Source organism: uncultured Paraglaciecola sp. (assembly GCF_937123705.1).
Taxonomy (GTDB): domain Bacteria; phylum Pseudomonadota; class Gammaproteobacteria; order Enterobacterales; family Alteromonadaceae; genus Paraglaciecola.
Map to the genome: position 1 here is coordinate 25,308 of NZ_CAKZKO010000118.1, position 19,885 is coordinate 45,192.

Here is a 19,885-nt window from a genome sequence, read left to right on the forward strand (position 1 = left end):
GAAAGACTCACAGTAATAAATCCGTTTCAATTTTGAAAAACTCATCGGCGGCATTCACTAAGGATGTAGCCGTGAGCTGTGGCACACCATAAACTTGGGTTTTACAACCATATTTTGCGCTGACTTTTTGCAGCAATAAGTCAAAGTCACCATCCCCCGATAATAAAATAATGGTATCCGCATTCTCAGCTGCTTCTAATACATCAATGGCAATGCCTACATCCCAATCACCTTTGGCAGAGCCATCACTGCGTTGAATATAGGGTTTGAGTTTTACCTCGAAACCAATATGTTTAAGAGCACTTTGAAACTTTTGTTGCTGTTGATCGCCTTTATCAATGGCATAGGCATTGGCCATAACTATGTCACCTTGATGTTGAATTCGTTGCCAGAAACGGCGGTAATTAAACTGCCGAGCATAGCTCTGGCGGGTGGTGTAATAGATATTTTGCACATCAACAAATAGAGCGATTTTTTGCAAACTACTGACTCTTTAGTGGGTATTGGCCTATGATAACACCTTGTTTTCGGCAGTTTCATACAAATAGTTGACCAAACAGTCGAAACAACTGTTGCTTTGTCCAGTAAAGGTAGGTATATTGCCCATCGGTTTGTTGACCCTCTCTCAATACAAACCTCCGATGTTATGTCTTTCTTTGATCCAGTCAGCCAACATTAAAAACGTAATCGTTAGAGATAAGCTCTTTCGAATTACAATAACAAGCTGAATTATCGTACGACGAATTAATGAGTATTAAGCATCCTAGCAAGAAATATTTGTAGATGTCTCAACATATAGAAACATAAAGTTTTAGCAGTATCGTCAAAACTATAATGAGCTTATTTTTAATCATGCATGAAGCATTTTTTATAGTGAGTTTTATTATGTCTTATACATATAACGGAACACAGATTTCGGTAAAGTGCCCAGTGCACAATATCTCTGTGAACAAATCGAAAGTGGCGTTTGCCGACAAGTGTGGCCAACAAATTGGCACCTTTGCCAACACCACAGAAGCAAAACAATTTGTATCTTGGTTACTTAACATTAAGTAACCAAGAAGCGACAAGTGAGTAGCTAATAGATGAAAAAACCGGAGTAATCCGGTTTTTTTAGTTCTGCACTTTGTAAACTCACTCCCGCCTAGTTATTCATCCAATAATTGGCGAATCCAATTAAAATTCTTAGTCGGCGCAGCCGACAAAGCTTTGTTTTCTTTGGTGGCTCCGCCACTGCTTTCTCGCCTGTAAAGTTTCAGCACAAAAAGACTTATTTTAGGGGCAAATGACAGGACGTCATTTGAGCGGAAGTTGGAGGGACACATTTGTAGCGACCCTAAAATAAGTCTTTTTGTGCGGTTAAAAACTTTAGTAGCGACGGCATTTTTTGGTTACTTATTTTTTGCTGTTGAAAAAAAGTAACTGACTCGAAGGGAATCGAGTCAAAATCAGGCACGGATGCCTGTAAGCGTCAGCGCATGCCTTTATGCATTAACAGGCGCAGCTCTTCGTGGCAGGTTTCACATAAATGAAGCTAACGATAAAAAAAACGGCATCAAATCAAAGGTTTGATGCCGTTCTAATTCTAATTTATGTAAAGCTTGAAGCTCGCCTCTACACCCCTTGACTAGCGAGATAACTCTCATAGTCACCTTTAAAATCAACTATGCCAGTGGGTTGGATGTCGATAATACGGGTAGCGAGTGAGGACACAAATTCTCTATCGTGACTAACAAATATTAAGGTGCCTTTGTAGTTTTCTAGGGCTAAGTTTAGTGATTCTATTGATTCCATATCCAAGTGGTTGGTGGGCTCATCCATCACCAAAATATTGGGCTTTTGTAGCATGAGTTTACCAAACAACATACGACCTTGTTCGCCACCAGAAATTACTTTTACTGACTTTTTAATGTCGGTTTGAGAAAATAACAAGCGTCCCAATGTGCCGCGCATGACTTGTTCGTCATCGCCTTCTTGGGCCCACTGGTACATCCAATCCATTAGGGTTTTGTCTGCTTCAAAGTCAGCGGCATGATCTTGTGCGTAGTAGCCAATATTTGCATTATCTGACCATTTAATACTGCCGGCGGTTAAATCTGTATCACCCACTAAACATTTTAGTAAAGTGGTTTTACCCACGCCGTTAGGACCAATAATCGCCACTCTTTCACCTACCTCGATCATCAAGTCTAGGTTTTTGTAGAGTTCTTCATCATAGGACTTGGCTAACCCTTCCACTTCTACCGCTAGGCGATGTAATTTTTTACTCTCTTCAAAACGAATAAAAGGATTTTGACGGCTAGAAGGTTTCACTTCATCTAATTGAATTTTATCGATTTGCCTAGCACGTGAAGTGGCTTGTTTTGACTTAGAAGCATTGGCTGAGAAGCGACTCACAAAGGCTTTTAACTCAGATATTTGCGCTTTTTTCTTAGCGTTGTCTGATAACAAACGTTCACGGGCTTGGGTTGAGGCTGTCATGTATTCGTCGTAATTACCTGGGAACAAACGAATTTCGCCGTAATCGATATCGGCCATGTGGGTACATACAGAATTTAAGAAGTGCCTGTCATGGGAAATAATGATCATGGTGCAGTTGCGCTCGTTAAGCACTGTTTCTAACCAGCGGATAGTGTTGATATCCAAGTTGTTGGTTGGCTCATCGAGTAGCATAATATCGGGGTCAGAAAACAATACTTGGGCCAGTAATACTCTGAGTTTCCATCCCGGTGCGATTTCGCTCATGGGGCCAAAATGTTGCTCTACGGGTATGCCCACACCAATCAGCAATTCACCCGCTCTGGATTCGGCAGTGTAACCATCCATTTCGGCAAATTCAGACTCTAAATCTGCGACTCTTATGCCGTCTTCTTCGGTCATCTCTGGGTTAGAATAAATAGCATCACGCTCTTCTTTCACAGCCCATAGCTCATTATGACCCATAACAACAGTGTCAATCACGCTGTATTGTTCGTAAGCAAACTGATCTTGTTTTAGTTTACCAATGCGTTCACCAGTATCTATAGATACATTACCACCAGACGGCTCTAAGTCGCCGCCAATGATTTTCATAAAGGTTGACTTACCACAACCATTTGCGCCAATTAGGCCATATTTATTGCCATTACCAAATTTGGCTGAGACATTTTCAAATAACGGCTTTTCGCCAAATTGAATGGTTATATTTGCAGTTGTTAGCAAGGTCGGTTCCCCAATATTAGTATTCAGCATAGCCTAGTCACCGCTAGCTTTTGTGTTGAACTAGGGCGATGGCAAAAATTCGGCGCGGATTATGCCACAAAAATCACCTTATCGCGAAACAAGTAATGGTTCTTTTGTATATTTAAACAGCGCTTTTTTGTAGTTCAGATTTTAATTGGGCTAAATGACGACGCATCATGCGATGACATTGTTTGGTGCTTAACACTGAGTCAGGATTAACTTGATTATTCTGGTAGCATAGACGTAGATAAAGTTGGGTGATGTGAGAAAAGGGGCGACTAATTTCACTGGAATATTGTTCATTAATTAATTGATTAAATGCACTGGGCCCTTGCCAAGAGAGCCGTTGTGTTCCCGCTTTTTCAAAGACGGTCAGTGCTTTTAAATATAAACTTTGTGTTGTGCCCACACGGTTTTGTAACCAATGGGGTAAAAAAAACAACGCCAGTAATAGGGCAATCACCAATATTATGGCAAGGCCGAGAATGGCTAAGCGTTCAGGGGTGAGTTTTCCTATGATTGATTTAAAGAGATCCCGCTGTTTCTCACTGTTAAAACCTAATACCCAGCGACTCCAGTTGTAGTCAATATCAGCCAATAGTAGCCTGATATTATTAAGCCAGGCTATATCCGTTAATCTGGCCAAGGCAAAGGGCGATTCTGCTAAAAAACTGCCTTCTTCTTCCATGGCGTAACGAAGTCCATAATCTATTCGATCTGGCGATATTAAGGCAGTAGGATCGATGCGTTGCCAACCGTTATTATCGTTCCAAGTTTCAACCCATGCATGAGCATCGTATTGGTAGATACTCATATAAGGCGACCCGCCGTCGTTTTCCACTAACTCGCCACCTTGGTAGCCTGTGACAACACGAGTAGGAATACCCCCTAAACGAAGGGCATAGGCCAGTGCACTGGCGTAATGGCTGCAAAAACCCGCCTGGTTGTCGAATAAGAAACGATCAATAGGATCAACCAACATTACATCAGGCCGTAAGGTATAAACAAAAGATTGGGTGACAAAATAATTGAGTAGCGCGGTAGTAAAGTCTTGATTGTCTGGAAATTGCGCCCGCAAATCAGCTACCCATTCCTGAGTACGATTATTGCCATTGTCGGGAAGTGCCAAATTAAGTCTTTGGTCGGCGCGACTAAGTGATTGATTTGGTAAGGCGTTTGGATATGAGCTTAGGGCATATTGGTATTTGCTTACTATGGGTTGCCGACTAGATAAAGTAAAATCGGCACTTTGTATAATGTCGAGTTTACTTGGTCCGTCTGCGGGTATGCCTAAATCTAAAGCAAATAACCAAGGTTGAAAGGTGGGCTCTGCAATCACCTCATAATTAAACGAGGGGCCGCTTAATTTTGCCTCGAACTGCTGCTTTGTTTCTAACTGATAGGCTCGAACTTTTTGGCGGTAGGGGTGCACTTTCCAGGTTTTTCCATCAAAGTCTTCCATCACTATGGCGCGCCAATATCGCTGCCTTGGGACTGGCGGTGTATTGTCAAAGGTGGCACGAAACGCCAGTTCACTGGATTGCGATAATTGTGCGATATCACCAGGCGTCATCTGGGTAGAGAGTCCTGATTCGGCACCTTCGGCTTTGGGCGTGTGCCAAAGGGGCGGTAATTGCGGAAGGATTAGAAACATTAGCAAGGCTATGGGTAGGGCTTGCAGGCTGAGTGTGGTAATGGTTTTAAGGTGTTTTTGTATTGTTATGGACGGCGCGTGATACCCAGCCAAACTCAATAATAGCGCTAAACACATCAGTGCATAAAATCCACTAAAAGCAATGGACTGATTAAATATAAAACCACAACCAATTAAGAAAAATAAACTAATCACCAGCTGATAAACGTCTCTTTGACTGCGCATTTGCATGAGTTTTAACGCACAAGCAAGGATCAACAAGTTAACCATGCCAAAAAGTAACCCTGCACTCAAGGCAGAAAACACCAAGCCTAATATACTCAGTAGTGCTAGCAGGTTTAAGGTGCGAATTGAGGGTAAGTGCTTGTAATAGTTAAAGTAAATTGCAAGTCTTATGATAACACCACATAGCACCAGTAATAGTATCCAACCCAATACCGACGAAAATAAGCTCACGCTGGTACAAAGTAAGGTCGCCGCTAAAAATAACAAAGCAAAGTTGCGAGCCGGTTGTTTGGTGTTTAGGTTCGTTGCTTTTTTTATCAATGAATTAAACATAGTTAGCGCGGCCCATCAGGAAAGTAAGCTAACGCCTGTAAACATGCCTGTCGATGTCCTGCGCCACTATTTGGGGCAATGCAATGTTCACCTAAATCTAAGCCAAAGGTGCGCTGAGTACGACTTAATTCAATCACCTGATAACACAATTGGCCTAGTTCTTTTTCCAAATATTCGGCCAAGACTAATTGCTGGGATGTTTTATGGCGATACTCAGGGGATAGTTTTAACCAACCAATATGATTACCTTCAGATGAAAACTGTTTACTGACCATGCCGCGGCCCTTGGCTAAGTGTTTCCATGCCACATGATTTAAAGGCTCACCTACTTGGTAAGCTTTGAGATGGGAAAAATCATCGTGTCCAGATTGAGAGGTGGCCATTTCGCCACTTTTTTTAGTGCTGTTGTGCTCACTCACATACAGCTGAATGTCGCAAGGTATAGGCTTGGGGAATACGCATATTTGATGAGTAAAAGCCAAATGGGTCCAGCAGCGATAAAGGCCTAAAGGATAAAAGCTCTCAACTGTGACCCGTGATAACTGTAGTTTTCCTCTTTGTTGGCAAGTGTGGCTAATGGTAATAGGGTTGGTTAACGCGTTAGCATCCACCTCGGTTGATGGAGGTGGGGACTTTTTGTTGGATTTAACGCTTTTGTCTTGAAGCGTAAAGTGCATCAGTCCGTTTACTGAAGCACTGCCGCTATTGTTGGCATTTAACCACAGGGGAATATGTAAGTTGTCGCCAACAAATACTTCTGGGCATTTGCCAATTTGCAAGTTAACCCGGGCAAAGTTGATATAGCTTGCTAAGAGGTTGACTAAAAATAAGGCTAATAGAAAATAGCACAGCAACAACATTAAGTTGTTTTGGTAGTTAGTTCCCAGTAAAAATAGCAAAATACATAAGGCTAAAAACAGCAAGCCAAATTTAGCCGGAAAGATAAATATATTATGATGATCTAACTGATGTTGGGTGGCCGCAGGGATGCGTTTGTTTAACCACTTATTCCAGTAACTTTGTAGCACAGTGATAATCTAGCTTAGGCCGCAATAGGATCGATAGCTTCGAGCAAGGTTTTGCTTAAACTACCTTGGGCGCTAAAGTCGCTTGATGCACTGCGTAGGCGATGTTCGGCAACGGCTGGTAATATTGCTTGTACATCTTCTGGAATTAAAAAGTCTCTATTGTTAATAAAAGCCCAAGCTTTGGCCGAACTCAACAGGGCCTTGGATGCCCGAGGCGATAAGGGGTTGGCAAAGCGGGCGTCTTCGCGGCTAAAAGTGACCAGCTTAAGAATATAATTAAGAATATCATCTGAGGCATGCACTTGGCTGGCAGCTATTTGCAACTCAATAAATTCGGCGATATCTAAGACTCGCTTAAGTTCTTGGGGGACATGGCCAACTTGGGTTTTTAACATGCTTTTTTCGGCTTCTTTTGAAGGGTAGCCTAATTGAATACGCATTAAAAATCGGTCTAGTTGCGACTCTGGCAAAGGGTAGGTACCCGACTGATGTTGCGGGTTTTGGGTGCCGATCACAAAAAATGGTGAGGGCAATGGCCTGGTTTCACCGTCTAAACTCACTTGTCGCTCTTCCATGGCCTCAAGTAATGCGCTTTGGGTTTTGGGACTGGCGCGGTTAATTTCATCGGCTAACACTAGTTGGTTGAATATAGGACCGGGGTGAAAACGAAAGGTCTGTTCGTTGTTGTCGAAAATATTGATTCCTAGCATATCTGCCGGCAATAAGTCCGAGGTAAATTGAATACGAGAATAATCTAGGCCTAGTACTTTGGCCAAAGTATGAGATAAAGTGGTTTTCCCCATACCGGGTAAGTCTTCAATTAGTAAATGACCATTGGCCAATAAACAGGTTAGGGCCAATTTAACTTGCTCTTGTTTGCCAATTAATACCTGGCTGGACTGTTCGATGACCTGATCCAATTTGTGATGCAGCATAGTGTAATGTTATCCGCAGAATTTAAAAATATAGGGCGAATCAATATTTTAGCGTAAATTTTCGGCATTTTTGTTGGTTTAGCTAATACTTGTGTATGAAATGGAATTAATCGATGAATTGATGGATTCAATCCGTATAATATTAGTCATGTAAACCGCCTAACATTAGATTTTCATGAAAAATATTCAAATAGAAGACGACCTTTACCACTTTATTGCCTCGCAGACTCAAGATATTGGCGAAAGCGCCTCGGATATTCTGCGCCGATTAGTCATGCCCGAATCGTTATCTCATCTCAATAAAACACCCCAAGTGGCTGAAACCAAAGCCGTTAATACCATAGATAATGATGCAGGTATTTTGCAAAGTCAGGATAATACTTGCCATGCTTCAGCTGTACTAAGTGAGCTCGCCGAATTGCATTTGCAAGATATTCCTAAAGTGGTCGACAGGTGGTTACTGGTGTTGTCCATTATCCATAAACATCATCCGCAGCCATTTAGCAAAGTGTTGGGCATGAGCGGTCGCAACCGTACCTATTTTGCCACCGACAAAGATTCGCTGTACGCCACAGGGGGCAGTACAAATCCTAAAAATGTACCACATTCCAGTTATTGGGTGATCACCAATAACAATACAGTCAAAAAAATCAATATGTTGAAGCAAGTGGCCGAACAAGTGGGTTTTAGTGCTAATGAAATCGAGGCCTTAGTTAAGGTTTTTGTACCTGAATTGATAGAGAAAAACTAAGGAATAGTATGGCTCTTCACCCTCAAGCAGGAAACCCCGCCAGTCAAGCCCAATTGGTTAATGTGGCAAAGTTAACCAGCGCCTATTACAGTCATCATCCCAGAAAGGGGGATAGTACCCAGACCGTGTCTTTTGGGACTTCTGGGCATAGAGGTAGTGCCTTGTTACATACCTTTAACGACAGGCATATAGCCGCAATTTGTCAGGCCTTGGTTGAGTTTAGACAAAGCCAAAATATCACAGGTCCATTGTTTATGGGGATGGACACCCATGCTTTATCCGAGGCGGCATTTTCAACCGCAGTGGAAGTGCTAGCCGCAAATGGTGTGGCTTTAGTGGTACAGCAGGATCGCGGTTATACCCCAACACCTGTTATCTCTCATGCAATTTTGCAGCACAATATAGACCCTGCAAATGCCAGAGCCGATGGTGTGGTGATTACGCCGTCCCACAATCCGCCAGAAGACGGTGGTTTTAAGTATAACCCTCCCCATGGAGGCCCCGCAGATAGTGATGTCACTAAGGCAATTGAATTACGTGCCAATGAAATTATTAGCTTAGATATGTTGGCAGTAAAACGTATGGATTTAGCCGCAGCCTATGAGTCTGAATACGTGACTGAAATAGACTTCTCTGAGGACTATATTGCCCAACTTGACCAAGTGATTGATATGCAAGCCATTGCAAAAGCTGGTTTAAAAATTGGCACCGATCCACTAGGGGGGGCAGGTTTAGAATATTGGGACAAAATAGCCAAGCGATACGGGCTGAATATTGAAGTAGTGAATCGAAATGTCGATCAACAGTTTGGCTTTATGCGCCGTGACAAAGACGGAAAAATCCGTATGGATTGTTCCTCGCCTTATGCCATGGCGGGGTTAATTGATTTAAAAGACAAATTCGATTTAGCTTTTGGCAACGATCCCGATTTTGACCGCCACGGTATTGTGACCCCCACACAAGGGTTGATGAACCCCAATCATTATTTAGCCGTTGCAATCCACTATTTGTACCAACACCGGCCACAATGGCCACAAAGTTGTAAAGTCGGAAAAACGCTAGTTTCGAGCAGCATGATAGACAGAGTCGTAACCTCCCTAGGCCGCGAGTTAGCCGAAATGCCGGTTGGCTTTAAATGGTTTGTGCAAGGACTATTGCATAGCGACATTGGTTTTGCCGGTGAAGAAAGTGCCGGAGGCATTTTCTTACGTCGTAATGGTAAGCCTTGGGCAACAGATAAAGATGGGTTTATTTTGTGTTTGTTAGCCGCTGAAATCATGGCTGTGACTGGCAAAGACCCAAGCGAACATTATCAAGCATTAACCGAGCAGTTTTCATCTCCTGTTTATACGCGTATTGATGTGGCCGCTAATCACGCCCAGAAGCAAGTGTTAAGTAAGATGGATAAAAGTGTGATCCAATCCACTGTGCTGGCGGGTGAAGCAATTACCACTATCCAAACCCATGCACCAGGCAACAACGCGGCTATAGGTGGCGTCAAAGTCAGTACCAAAAATGGCTGGTTTGCTGCGCGCCCGTCTGGTACTGAAGAGATTTACAAAATCTATGCTGAGAGCTTTAAAGGCGATGAACATCTCGCACTATTAGTAAAAGAAGCTCAAGCACTAGTTGCACAAGTGTTTAAAACAGCCAATGTGTAACTAGTCGTTAGACAATGTTAAGAATAATGTAAATGGCATTCATCTCAAAAAAGCAATCTCACGGAAAGCCCGCCAAGTGCATCGCCACGCAGAGGAAAAGACTATAAAGATCGATTTTTCCTTTGCGATCTCTGCGTTCTTAGCGTGATGAAATGTTTTTAGTTTAGAAAGTTGTCAGTAATTTTTACAACGCCATCTTAACTATCTTGCTATTAGAATCTAAAATGATATTAAGTGATTGATATACAGTGATAAAGTTATTGTGGCCTGCAATTTGCTTAATGGCGCTCAAGCAAACACGAAATTGTTTCAAGATTACTCTACTTATTTCAACAGGACGTATTTTTTATGTTTAAAAAAATCATTATGGCTATGATTATTTGTTTACCACTTTCAGCTCAAGCTACCAGCATTGAGCTTAATTTTGGCGATACAGTAAATAATAACTTTGGGGCCTCTGCCACTAACTTAGTCATGAACTACAGCAACGTTAGTTCATACAATGACGTGGTGATTAACGCATCTATTACAGCAACAAGTGTGTTTGACTCAAAAAACGGGACTAAAAATGGCTCAGTAGCAAACGACATTCGTATTAACATGGATAGAGGTGATGCTAACGTATTTACGCTGAGTCTTTGGGATGCATCTAAGGGTAACGGCTTTGATACATTATTTACAGCCAGTGAAGATTTTGATTGGACCTTAGGGTTTTATGATATTGATGGTGCTAGTAACTCGTTTGATGTTGTGACTTTGTTTGATATCAATCAATATTCTGTTACCTCAACTACAGCGCTAGTTGTTGATAATAGTCAGTCAAATCAGATTAGCTTTAGTGGTGTAAACGCTAAGGGCGATGTGAAAGGCCAAGATGGTTTAGGTGCCTTTATTACGCAACAACAAGCTGATGTGGCTTTGTTTGTTACATACCAAAATTTATCAGAAGTCACCTTTGCCTATGAACATGGACCGGCTTCAAAAGATAACTCAGGGCGTAACTTGCTAATTGATGGTGGTGGACTGAAGTTTGCGCCAAAAGATGGTGAAGTTGTTGTTACTGTTCCTACGCCAAACATGTTTTTGTTATTCGCGACCGCTATGTTGGCACTACTAACGGTTAAGAGAAAAAGCTCTTAATAGCTAACAAAATAACGTTATCGCTTTTTAAAAACTCGGCTTAATGTCGAGTTTTTTGTTTTAGTAGCCAAATGTTTTACCCTGGCAACGGGCTTCGTCGCTTTTAAACCTCGCCCAAAGGGAGAACAGCAGCGACTTTCACTCTTCGTTCTAGCCCTTTGAAAGGGGGCCGCCATTCCTGCAGGACTACGCCTCTATTGAAAGTCGCTGATGTTCTCTGAGTGACTAATTGTTAGGATGAATTGGTATAAAAAGTGCTGGAGATAAAAGAGAGATAAGATGGTACTTAGCGTATTATAACTGCATTGCACATTTATTGGTTAAGACGCCGAATTACACATGACCACACTTTCAGATACTTCTATACAAAACACTATTCATAGCTTAAAACACCAAGGCAATTTTCTGGACTTGTCTCGCGCTCAAGCTTCGCTTTTTAGCTCCGCTTTTCATTTTTCCATTGATGAGCATACACGGGTTAATGTTATGGCCGAAGGCATTATCAGTTTTGAGCCAGTTTTGCAGGGCGATAAAGATATAGTGCTGTCTTGTGGGGTACATGGTAACGAAACTGCACCTATTGAAATCTGTGATGACATAGTAAAGCGCATTTTGACTGGCGATATTGTTGTTAAGCAAAGAGTATTGTTTTTATTTGGCAACTTGCCAGCTATGGATATTGCAGAGCGATTTGTGGAAGAAAACATGAATCGCTTGTTTAGCGGCGAGCATCAAAACCTAGCTGCCGGCCAGAAAATGAACCATGAAAGACGCAGGGCCAAACAATTAGAACAAGCCGTTGAACGCTTTTACTTATCTGTTGAACAAGACGCCGGCAGAGAGCGCCTGCACTATGATCTCCATACCGCTATTCGCGCCTCAAAAAATGATAAGTTTGCGGTGTATCCATTTCAAAATGGAAAACAGTGGGACAAGTATCAATTGCAGATCTTGTTAGCTTGCGGAGTAAATACCATTTTATTGTCCGGTAGCCCAACCACTACTTTTAGTTATTTTTCAGTCAAGCAATTTAATGCCCAAGCCTTTACTGTTGAACTGGGAAAGGTGAAACCATTTGGGCAAAATGATATGGATAATTTTAGTGCGGTTAAAACCACATTAACCCATTTAATTTGTGATAAACCATTGAATCTTAAACCATTCTCCGCTGATGATTTTTTGATTTATGAGGTAAACCAAGTGATCAATAAGGCTCAGGACGACTTTACTCTTAATTTTGCAGCTGATGCACCAAACTTTAGCGACTTCCCAAAAGGCCATCTTCTAGCGTCTGAAACCGGCGGTGAATATCGAGCGGAATTTGCAGGCGAAGCTATAGTTTTCCCAAATGCCGATGTTGAAATAGGGCAACGTGCATTGTTAACTGTTATTCCTACACACATTTAAGGTGTTATATGAGTCACTTTGTTTTACATCCACAATTGCAACAAGACAGTGAGCTAGTGATCGAACTCACTCTATGTGAAGTGCGTCTTATCAATGATGCCCATTACCCTTGGTTAATTTTGGTACCTAAGGTGGCTGATATCCAAGATGTGATTGATTTAAGCGAAGTTCAACAACAAACGCTTTGGCAAGAGTCCGCATTGGTTAGCCGCGCACTTAAACATTTGTTTACAGCTGATAAGTTGAATATTGCTGCCCTTGGGAATATGGTACCTCAGTTGCATTTGCATCATATTGTCCGTTTTAAACATGATATCAGCTGGCCCAAACCTATATGGGGGCAAGTGCCTGCTAAGGCGTATATTGATGCAGACAAGATCACTTTGATCAATCGTATAAGAACCGAAATTGAATTAAGGAAAAACCCATGATTATCACCACAACCAATCAATTAGAAGGTAAAAAAATCGAATCTTATTTAGGCATAGTAGTGGGCGAAGCCGTGATGGGCGCCAACTTGTTTAAAGATATTTTCGCGCAAATTCGCGATATTGTGGGTGGCCGCTCTGGAGCCTATGAAGATGAACTCACTAAAGCCCGCAAAATAGGTTTTCAAGAGCTTGAACAAGAAGCTCGTTCTATTGGTGCCAATGCGGTGATAGGCGTGGATATTGATTATGAAGTAGTAGGCAAGGGTGGCAGCATGTTAATGGTAAGCATTAGTGGTACTGCCATTAGGTATGTCGATAAATAACAGGCAATTTAACCTGAATTCTGGATAAGCAACGACTGTATGTCATGCTATTTTTGCCCCTATCTTCGTTATTCATCATGAGTTTAGAGTGACTAAACAACATAATGAACGCCTCGATATGAACAAAAATAGCACCACTTACCCTAATTTTAGTGATTACATTCAATCAGTTAATGTATAACCAATTGAAATATAGTTATAAATTTATGTTCTTCGACATTCCTTATCCAGAGTTCAGGTTATTTAATCGCCCTTAGTGAATCCCTTGGAGATAGCAATAACATCTTGATATTCATAGAGTTTATGACCTTCTGCATGGAAGGTTGCAAGTTCTTGTTCTGAGGGAAATGAATAGTAGCTTGCTTCAAGATTGCCTGTGAGCTTCGCTGCAAGCGTTTCACACTTTCCTGTTTGCTCTATGGTATTTATAGCCTCAATTACGTCTTTGATCCCTTGCTTATAGACCGCTAGTGTATTGAATAAATAAGAACGCTGATAATCCACAGTTTGTTTGCTGATTTTTATTATTTCACCGCTATCAATGCCACTATCGTTAATATAATGCAGCGTAGTGCCGCAATGCGTGTCTTGACTTTGCATGGCTCTGAAAGTCGCCATTACCCCGCGATAAGTAGGTAATTCACCTGAGTGTAAATTGATGACTCCAAACTTTGGAATAGCAATCACCGCGGATTGCAAAATCAAACCAAAACGTATTGATACAATAAGATCGGGAGCAAAGTTTTGGACAGTAGCAATCCCTGCCTGACAGTTTATGGAGTGGACATCTGTTACCTTAATCCCTAACTCTCGAAACCCACCAAAACTTCTGAGTTTTTTGGGGGCAGTGTTTTTTGGGTTTTCTAATGCAGGAAACAGTATCTGATTAAATAAGTCTTGCTCAAAAAAGGCTAAGTCTTTTAGGCTTTGAGGTTTGTTTTGACTTTTCTTACCCACACTTGAAGATAATAAAACTTGAAATTGGTATTTGTCTAAACAGCTTTGAAACAACTCATTCAATGCCACATTACTGGCAATATCTCGGTTTGCTAGAACTAATATTTTCATTAAATGCCTAGAGGGTGGTGATCTTTACTGTTAATCGTCTTTGTCTTCAAAACGATCGTAAGAAGCATTATTGTCTTTATTAACCTTAGGTAGTTTTTGATTAGCACTTTGTTTTAATAATAGTATGTTGCCAATTATCAGCCCCAAAACCAGTCCAATAATCACAACTACTATCCAAATATCCATTACACACCTCGGTTTAATATATATTGCTGATAAATCTTTGGCATATTGGCCTCTATGCATTCAAACCCTTTAATATTGGAGTGTTTAAGGTTTTCTAACAGCATGTGTTCGTCTAAGTGATGCAACATTTTGTCGGCGCTGGCTTGAAAACTAAGATGCCAAGGTTCACGGGCGATGCCACCTTGATATTTTGCATAAGGACGTTCAAAACCAAATTTATTGGCGTGCTCATTTAGCCAAAGGTTGAGCTTAGAACATGGCCCTTGATCGTATTCGCTACATACCAATTGAAAGTTGTGTTGACTTTGTTCGACCGATTTTTTGTCGTACACATCTAAATCGCTACCCCAGTGATGCCGACTGGCGCCTGGCAGCGCCGACCAAGTTAATATGGCATGGAGCTTTTTTTCATCAGTAAGAGTTGTAGCGTCTAAAGTTCGTTCATTTGCATCTAATAGAGTTGATTTGCCAGACCACTTATTTTGCCAAATCAGCCGTTGTCGTTCGAAGCTGCGATAACTGCTGACAATTTGTAAATCCACATTATCCTTTGCCGCCGCCTTTTGCATTTTGGTAAAGGCGCTACACACTTCGGGCAAAAGCCGAAAGCCCTGTTGGCATTCGACTAGTTGACTTGAGTCTTTGCCTAAAACCTGCGCTTGGGTGATCACCCCAATAGCCTTTGTAAAATATCTTGATAAATATCGGCAAGGGTATCGAGATCAGCCATTTTCACGCATTCGTCAATTTTATGAATAGTGGCATTCACTGGGCCAAGTTCAATCACCTGTGCGCCTGTTGGGGCAATAAAACGCCCATCAGAGGTGCCACCTGCTGTAGATAATTGTGTTTCACGACCGGTGCAGTGTTTAATGGCTTGTTGCGTGGCATCTACTAAGTCGCCTGAATCGGTTAAGAATGGTTGCCCGTTAAAGGTCCAATCTATGTGGTAATTGAGTTTATGGGCATCTAATACTTGGGTGACTCTGGTGATCAAGTGTTGGTCGGTAACTTCGGTTGAAAATCTAAAATTAAAACAAATGTGTAATTCACCAGGAATCACATTGCCCGCTCCTGTACCACCATTGATATTGGAAATTTGAAAACTGGTTGGAGGAAAGGAGTCATTGCCGCTATCCCAACGGGTATTGGCCAATTCAGCCAATGCTAGCGTTGACTCGTGAATGGGGTTTCTCGCCAAGTGAGGGTAGGCTACATGTCCTTGAGTGCCTTTAACCACTAAGTCGCCTGTTAAAGAGCCTCTACGGCCATTTTTAACAATATCACCCACTTCAGCTGTGCTCGAAGGTTCGCCTACCAAACACCAAGTAATTTTTTCATTACGGGCTTCTAGGGTGTCAATCACCTTAGTCGTGCCGTTGATAAAAGGCCCTTCTTCATCACTGGTAATTAAAAACGCAATGGAGCCTTTGTGGTCGGGATTGGCTTTTACAAAGTTTTCGGTGGCAACTAACATGGCCGCTAAACTGCCTTTCATATCTGCCGCACCGCGCCCATGAATAAAGCCGTTTTGTTCAGTGGCCTCAAAAGGCGGTGTTTTCCAGTTTTCTTCTGGGCCTGTAGGCACAACATCGGTGTGCCCTGCAAAACAAAATAACGGTCCCTCTTTGCCTTTTCGTGCCCAAATGTTTTTGGTATCGGCAAAGGTGAGGTCTTCAATTTCAAAGCCTAATGGCGCAAGGATAGCCGCCATCATCTCCTGACACCCCGCGTCTTCAGGGGTTACAGACTTTCTGTTGATCAACCCTTTGGTGAGCGCTATGGTGCGACTCATGAGAATATCTCGACGTATTGTGCGGCTTTAAAACCTATATAATACTGATTGTTGTGAATTAAAATGGGGCGCTTGATCATGGCTGGGTATTCAAGCAAAAGGGCTAAAGCGCTGGTTTTATCTAATCCTTGCTTTTGCTCTTCAGAAAGTTGGCGAAAAGTCGTGCCTCTTTTATTCAGCATTACTTCCCAACCCAAGGCTTGCTCTGTTTGTTCGAGCCAATTTGAAGCTAGGCCATCTTTTCGGTAATCATGAAAATTAAATTCGATATCATTTGTTGCTAACCAAGCGCGCGCTTTTTTGATGGTATCGCAGTTTTTAATGCCGTACAGGGTGGTCATGGTGTCCTATTGGGTTTATCAAAGTAGAAGAGCCCTGACTATAGCGATAAAGCGCAATAGAGGTAAAGGCTGATAACCCATATTGGGTTTAAATTTAGACGTTTATGCCCAAAACCAGCAAATTGGGCAAAATATTAGTTTTGTTACCACAGCACTTTGAATGGCTAGAGTGGGGGTAAACCCCAGCTTTGCAGCTGCTTCATATATTCTGCTTTGGGTAAGGCAATATAGAGTGGGTTTTTCTGTGGTCTAAGCCAAGCTAAGAGTTTATCCATTTTGGACTCGTCCATTGAAGTACAACCCGCAGTTGGCACCTCTGGTCCAAACCATAAGTGCATAAAAATACAGCTACCTTTGCCACTAATGTTATCCATATTGTGGTTGATCACTATGCCTTTCTTATAAATGCTCTGATTATTATTGTGAATATCACGGCGCATGGGCTCGGTAGAGCCTTGTACTGCCTCTGTACCAACAAGGTTTTCATCAACAATTTGATTGTAAAGCGGCGAACCATTTACATCCATACAATAGTGGTTGGCGCTCATTGCGTAGTAAGGCATCTGGGTTTTAACTTTTGGAAGATAGCCAAAAGTGGTGTGTAGATTAAATATTCCAGCCGTTGCTTTGCCATCCCCTTCATTTTTGTAATAACCTGACTGTTGAGGGTGAAGTCCTAAGCCCCAAGCCAAGCCAGTTCGGCCTAAATTCACTGGGAATGCTGAGTCTATCTTTTGCCACTTTCCTTGGCTTAGTTCAAATTTTTGCAAAGTGGCTGTGGTTGCGTCCCAATCATTCGACACAACTATGACTAATTGTTGCGTGTTTAGACTTTGAAGTAGAGTAAGATTTGCTGCATTTCTCGAGCTACAAGCGCTGAAAAGAGTGACACATAGCGCTAAGGTTAGGGTAATAATGGCTGTTGAATTGAACATATAAACTCCGCTTCTTTGAGCTGTTATTGTTGTTGAATACTATCTAATGTGATGCGTTTTATATTGTAGATTTTATCTAGGTAGCTTGTGGTTTTGTTTAATTGCAATTTGATTAGCGGGGTAACCGATACCGCATTCAAAACACCTTTATAAAACTCTCCGTCTGGGGTCCAGTAGGCTAATCCTTTCACATCATGGATCACTCTAGGTTGGCCGTTTTCTTCACCTAAATACATCATCACGTGACCGGGAATATAAATCAGGTCGCCAATTTGTAAGTTGTCAATGACAGCCAATTTAGTGGCAAGCTCAGTATTTTTGTCAAAACGAAAATTAGTCCCGTATTCGCCTTTACCTTGTTGGCCTGAATTACGTGGCATCAAAATACCAAAAGACTTATAGATTTCGCCCACAAAGCCAGTGCAATCTCGGCCGTTATAGTCATGGCCCCAACCGTAGCGTTCTCCTAAAAATTTAAAACCTTGGGCAATGAGGTTTTCTGCGGTGTATTCAAGGTAGCCTATATGCACATCTTGGGTACGCCCAATTAGTGCGGTTTTAATGTGTAAGCGTCCATCACTGTCGCGGGTGGGTAATTTGACCTGGTAACTGCCGGCAGTACTTTGACCATAGAGCTCCCCTTGTTCTTCATCACGACGTAAGAGGGGGAGTGTGATCCCCATGTCTAGTTGGACTTGAGAAATATCATCTTGATTTGGTACAAAGCTGGTTTGCACTTTAGCGCCGCTTATCAGTAAAAAATCTTGCTGCTGGATATAGCTTTGAATTTGTTGTTTGCTGCCAAAGGCTAGATCTTCTTCTAGCATCCAAGCTACATAATGATAGTTTTGTACCAACAACCATTTACCATCACTGCTGCTATGCAAAATAGCCACTGCTTCTCCCGGAAAAACGGCGGTTTCTTGAAAGCGGTCTAAATCCAAGTCCATTGCTCTATTAAAGACTCTGTCTAAAGTAGGGAAGGTTCTAAGAGATGACCTAGCTGTTACTAATCCATAGGCCACAGTATTTTGCTGTTTTACGCCATTTAGATTTAAAGCCTTGGTGTACTCCTTAAACTTTTCTGCGCTGACCTGAGTGCCATCAGCATAAAAACGCGCACTTTTAGGCACTGAGCTAATACTATTTATCTTCTTTAGTAGCCCCTTTTTACTCAGTGTTGTTGGGGTCGCCAATGGGTCAACCATGTGGGGATTAGTGGCAACGAGCTGTTGATTGAATTTATTAATTTCCTGACTTTTCATCGATATCCCCTTGTTATTACCGAGCTTGGTTTGCCAGTACTTTGGGTTTAATTGCTGCTGGGTAATATCCGGCACATTGCTACTACTTTGCCCGAGGCTACTCGTTGTGTATAAAACCAAAAACAGCGCAAAAACATAAAAACGCTGGAACTTTTGAAAGCAATTGTTGGAAACGCGAGATAAATTCAACATGGCAAAGACTCATCGAGTAAATAACGGGGTTGTAGCTTAGCAGGCAGCATGTGCAATGCGCCGCGCTCTGGGGTGTTTTTAGCCTGCTTTATCCTAGATCTCAGGGCAGGGCTAAATTTATTTTCAAAATAGGCGGCGAGTCCGCCCGTTAAGACGAGATCGAAAGTGCTATTGCGTAAGGCTCTAAATGATAATTTTTCGAGATAATCGCTAGCCTGTGTAATTAAATCCACAGCATTGGCATCATTTTGTTTGGCCAATTCAATCACCACAGGTGCCAATGCGGCAAATTCACTCGATGTGGCATTCAGCATTTTTTGTACTAGGGAATCGGTTGTGGTTAACGACAGTTGCTGTAACACCTTATGATGTAATTCGGTGGTAGTAATCACATTGTCCATGGCTTCAAGAGTTGAGATAACAGCGCTGCGCCCTAACCATGCACCTCCACCTTTGTCACCTAACAGAAATCCATGTCCACCGAATTGTGTGACGACACCTGCTTGAATACACGCGGCAGAAGATCCGGTGCCAATTATTAGCAAGGCCCCATCTTTGGCGCCGTGGGCACCATAACCGGCCGCTGTTAGATCTGTGCTTGCAGTAAAACTGGCAAAGGGATGTTGCCAAGCTGTGAGTTGGGCTTTTGCGCTAGGAACAAATGCCCCGGCTAATCCGGCTGCTACATGAAGTTGTCCGATAGTGGCTGGGCTTAGCTTGGCATCGATTAATGCCAGCTGGACAGATTCAAGCATGGAAACAAAGGTTTGTTTTATATCTCTTGATGCATTGGCAGGCCCGCTTATGCCACGGCCTAGTACCTGTAATTCAGCGTTGAAAAGGTGGGCACTACATTTAGTGCCACCGCCATCAATGCCAATATACAAAGTTGTGTTGTCAATCATCAAGGTTTCTCAGTTAATATTATATTCCTTAAGTAAGGTTACCACGGGAATAATTATTTCAACAAGGCGATCTTATAGTGAATAAATG

Annotated in this window: 20 protein-coding genes; 7 read left to right on the top strand and 13 right to left on the bottom strand. The window is 42.1% G+C overall.

The window, feature by feature from the left end:
* Positions 1-7: 7 nt before the first annotated feature.
* Complete coding sequence (locus Q0688_RS14580) at positions 8-481, bottom strand: NYN domain-containing protein (protein ID WP_299078153.1); 474 nt, start codon at positions 479-481, stop codon at positions 8-10.
* A gap of 404 nt (positions 482-885) precedes the next feature.
* Between Q0688_RS14580 and Q0688_RS14585 the strand changes: the two genes are divergently transcribed.
* Positions 886-1,056, top strand: coding sequence for a hypothetical protein (locus Q0688_RS14585; protein WP_299078156.1), 171 nt, complete (start codon positions 886-888; stop codon positions 1,054-1,056).
* Between the two features lie 558 nt (positions 1,057-1,614).
* Here the strand turns inward: Q0688_RS14585 and Q0688_RS14590 are convergent.
* The 4 genes from Q0688_RS14590 to Q0688_RS14605 all read right to left on the bottom strand — a co-directional run bounded on the left by Q0688_RS14590 (position 1,615) and on the right by Q0688_RS14605 (position 7,397).
* A complete protein-coding gene (locus tag Q0688_RS14590; protein ID WP_299078159.1) occupies positions 1,615-3,201 on the bottom strand; it encodes an ABC-F family ATPase in 1,587 nt (528 codons plus the stop codon).
* 142 nt (positions 3,202-3,343) lie between these two features.
* The gene (locus Q0688_RS14595) at positions 3,344-5,434 is read right to left on the bottom strand and encodes a DUF3488 and transglutaminase-like domain-containing protein (protein WP_299078162.1); all 2,091 of its coding nucleotides are present in this window, start codon (positions 5,432-5,434) and stop codon (positions 3,344-3,346) included.
* Positions 5,435-5,436: 2 nt separating this feature from the next.
* Positions 5,437-6,462, bottom strand: coding sequence for a DUF58 domain-containing protein (locus Q0688_RS14600; RefSeq protein ID WP_299078164.1), 1,026 nt, complete (start codon positions 6,460-6,462; stop codon positions 5,437-5,439).
* Between the two features lie 14 nt (positions 6,463-6,476).
* On the bottom strand, positions 6,477-7,397 hold the full coding sequence (locus Q0688_RS14605; RefSeq protein WP_299078167.1) for a MoxR family ATPase: 921 nt from the start codon (positions 7,395-7,397) through the stop codon (positions 6,477-6,479).
* 175 nt (positions 7,398-7,572) lie between these two features.
* Between Q0688_RS14605 and Q0688_RS14610 the strand changes: the two genes are divergently transcribed.
* The 6 genes from Q0688_RS14610 (at position 7,573) to Q0688_RS14635 (ending at position 13,110) form a co-directional block, all read left to right on the top strand.
* Positions 7,573-8,148, top strand: a complete 576-nt coding sequence (locus Q0688_RS14610) for a Negative modulator of initiation of replication (RefSeq protein ID WP_299078170.1) — start codon at positions 7,573-7,575, stop codon at positions 8,146-8,148.
* Between the two features lie 8 nt (positions 8,149-8,156).
* Positions 8,157-9,809, top strand: coding sequence for a phosphoglucomutase (alpha-D-glucose-1,6-bisphosphate-dependent) (gene pgm, locus Q0688_RS14615; protein ID WP_299078173.1), 1,653 nt, complete (start codon positions 8,157-8,159; stop codon positions 9,807-9,809).
* 348 nt (positions 9,810-10,157) lie between these two features.
* Positions 10,158-10,949, top strand: a complete 792-nt coding sequence (locus tag Q0688_RS14620) for a hypothetical protein (protein WP_299078176.1) — start codon at positions 10,158-10,160, stop codon at positions 10,947-10,949.
* A 339-nt stretch (positions 10,950-11,288) separates the two neighbouring features.
* Complete coding sequence (astE, locus tag Q0688_RS14625; protein ID WP_299078179.1) at positions 11,289-12,356, top strand: succinylglutamate desuccinylase; 1,068 nt, start codon at positions 11,289-11,291, stop codon at positions 12,354-12,356.
* Positions 12,357-12,364: 8 nt separating this feature from the next.
* On the top strand, positions 12,365-12,787 hold the full coding sequence (locus Q0688_RS14630) for an HIT domain-containing protein (protein WP_299078182.1): 423 nt from the start codon (positions 12,365-12,367) through the stop codon (positions 12,785-12,787).
* Positions 12,784-13,110 (top strand): heavy metal-binding domain-containing protein, encoded by a 327-nt coding sequence (locus tag Q0688_RS14635; protein ID WP_299078185.1) that lies wholly within the window; start codon positions 12,784-12,786, stop codon positions 13,108-13,110. Before Q0688_RS14630 ends, Q0688_RS14635 begins: the two co-directional genes overlap by 4 nt.
* Before the next feature lie 243 nt (positions 13,111-13,353).
* Here the strand turns inward: Q0688_RS14635 and Q0688_RS14640 are convergent, their stop codons facing one another.
* The 8 genes from Q0688_RS14640 to Q0688_RS14675 form a co-directional block, all read right to left on the bottom strand.
* A complete protein-coding gene (locus tag Q0688_RS14640) occupies positions 13,354-14,178 on the bottom strand; it encodes a formyl transferase (RefSeq protein WP_299078188.1) in 825 nt (274 codons plus the stop codon).
* A 30-nt stretch (positions 14,179-14,208) separates the two neighbouring features.
* Complete coding sequence (locus Q0688_RS14645; RefSeq protein WP_299078190.1) at positions 14,209-14,364, bottom strand: DUF2897 family protein; 156 nt, start codon at positions 14,362-14,364, stop codon at positions 14,209-14,211.
* Complete coding sequence (locus tag Q0688_RS14650; protein ID WP_299078192.1) at positions 14,364-15,035, bottom strand: M15 family metallopeptidase; 672 nt, start codon at positions 15,033-15,035, stop codon at positions 14,364-14,366. Before Q0688_RS14650 ends, Q0688_RS14645 begins: the two co-directional genes overlap by 1 nt.
* Entirely contained in the window at positions 15,032-16,159 is a 1,128-nt protein-coding gene (gene dapE / locus Q0688_RS14655; RefSeq protein WP_299078195.1) for a succinyl-diaminopimelate desuccinylase, read from the bottom strand. Before dapE ends, Q0688_RS14650 begins: the two co-directional genes overlap by 4 nt.
* A complete protein-coding gene (locus tag Q0688_RS14660) occupies positions 16,156-16,500 on the bottom strand; it encodes an ArsC family reductase (RefSeq protein WP_299078197.1) in 345 nt (114 codons plus the stop codon). Before Q0688_RS14660 ends, dapE begins: the two co-directional genes overlap by 4 nt.
* 164 nt (positions 16,501-16,664) lie before the next feature.
* Positions 16,665-17,435 (bottom strand): hypothetical protein, encoded by a 771-nt coding sequence (locus Q0688_RS14665; protein WP_299078200.1) that lies wholly within the window; start codon positions 17,433-17,435, stop codon positions 16,665-16,667.
* Positions 17,436-17,458: 23 nt separating this feature from the next.
* The gene (locus Q0688_RS14670) at positions 17,459-18,892 is read right to left on the bottom strand and encodes a C40 family peptidase (protein ID WP_299078203.1); all 1,434 of its coding nucleotides are present in this window, start codon (positions 18,890-18,892) and stop codon (positions 17,459-17,461) included.
* On the bottom strand, positions 18,886-19,797 hold the full coding sequence (locus Q0688_RS14675; RefSeq protein ID WP_299078206.1) for a BadF/BadG/BcrA/BcrD ATPase family protein: 912 nt from the start codon (positions 19,795-19,797) through the stop codon (positions 18,886-18,888). The genes Q0688_RS14670 and Q0688_RS14675 overlap by 7 nt, the downstream gene beginning before the upstream one ends.
* Between the last annotated feature and the right edge of the window lie 88 nt (positions 19,798-19,885).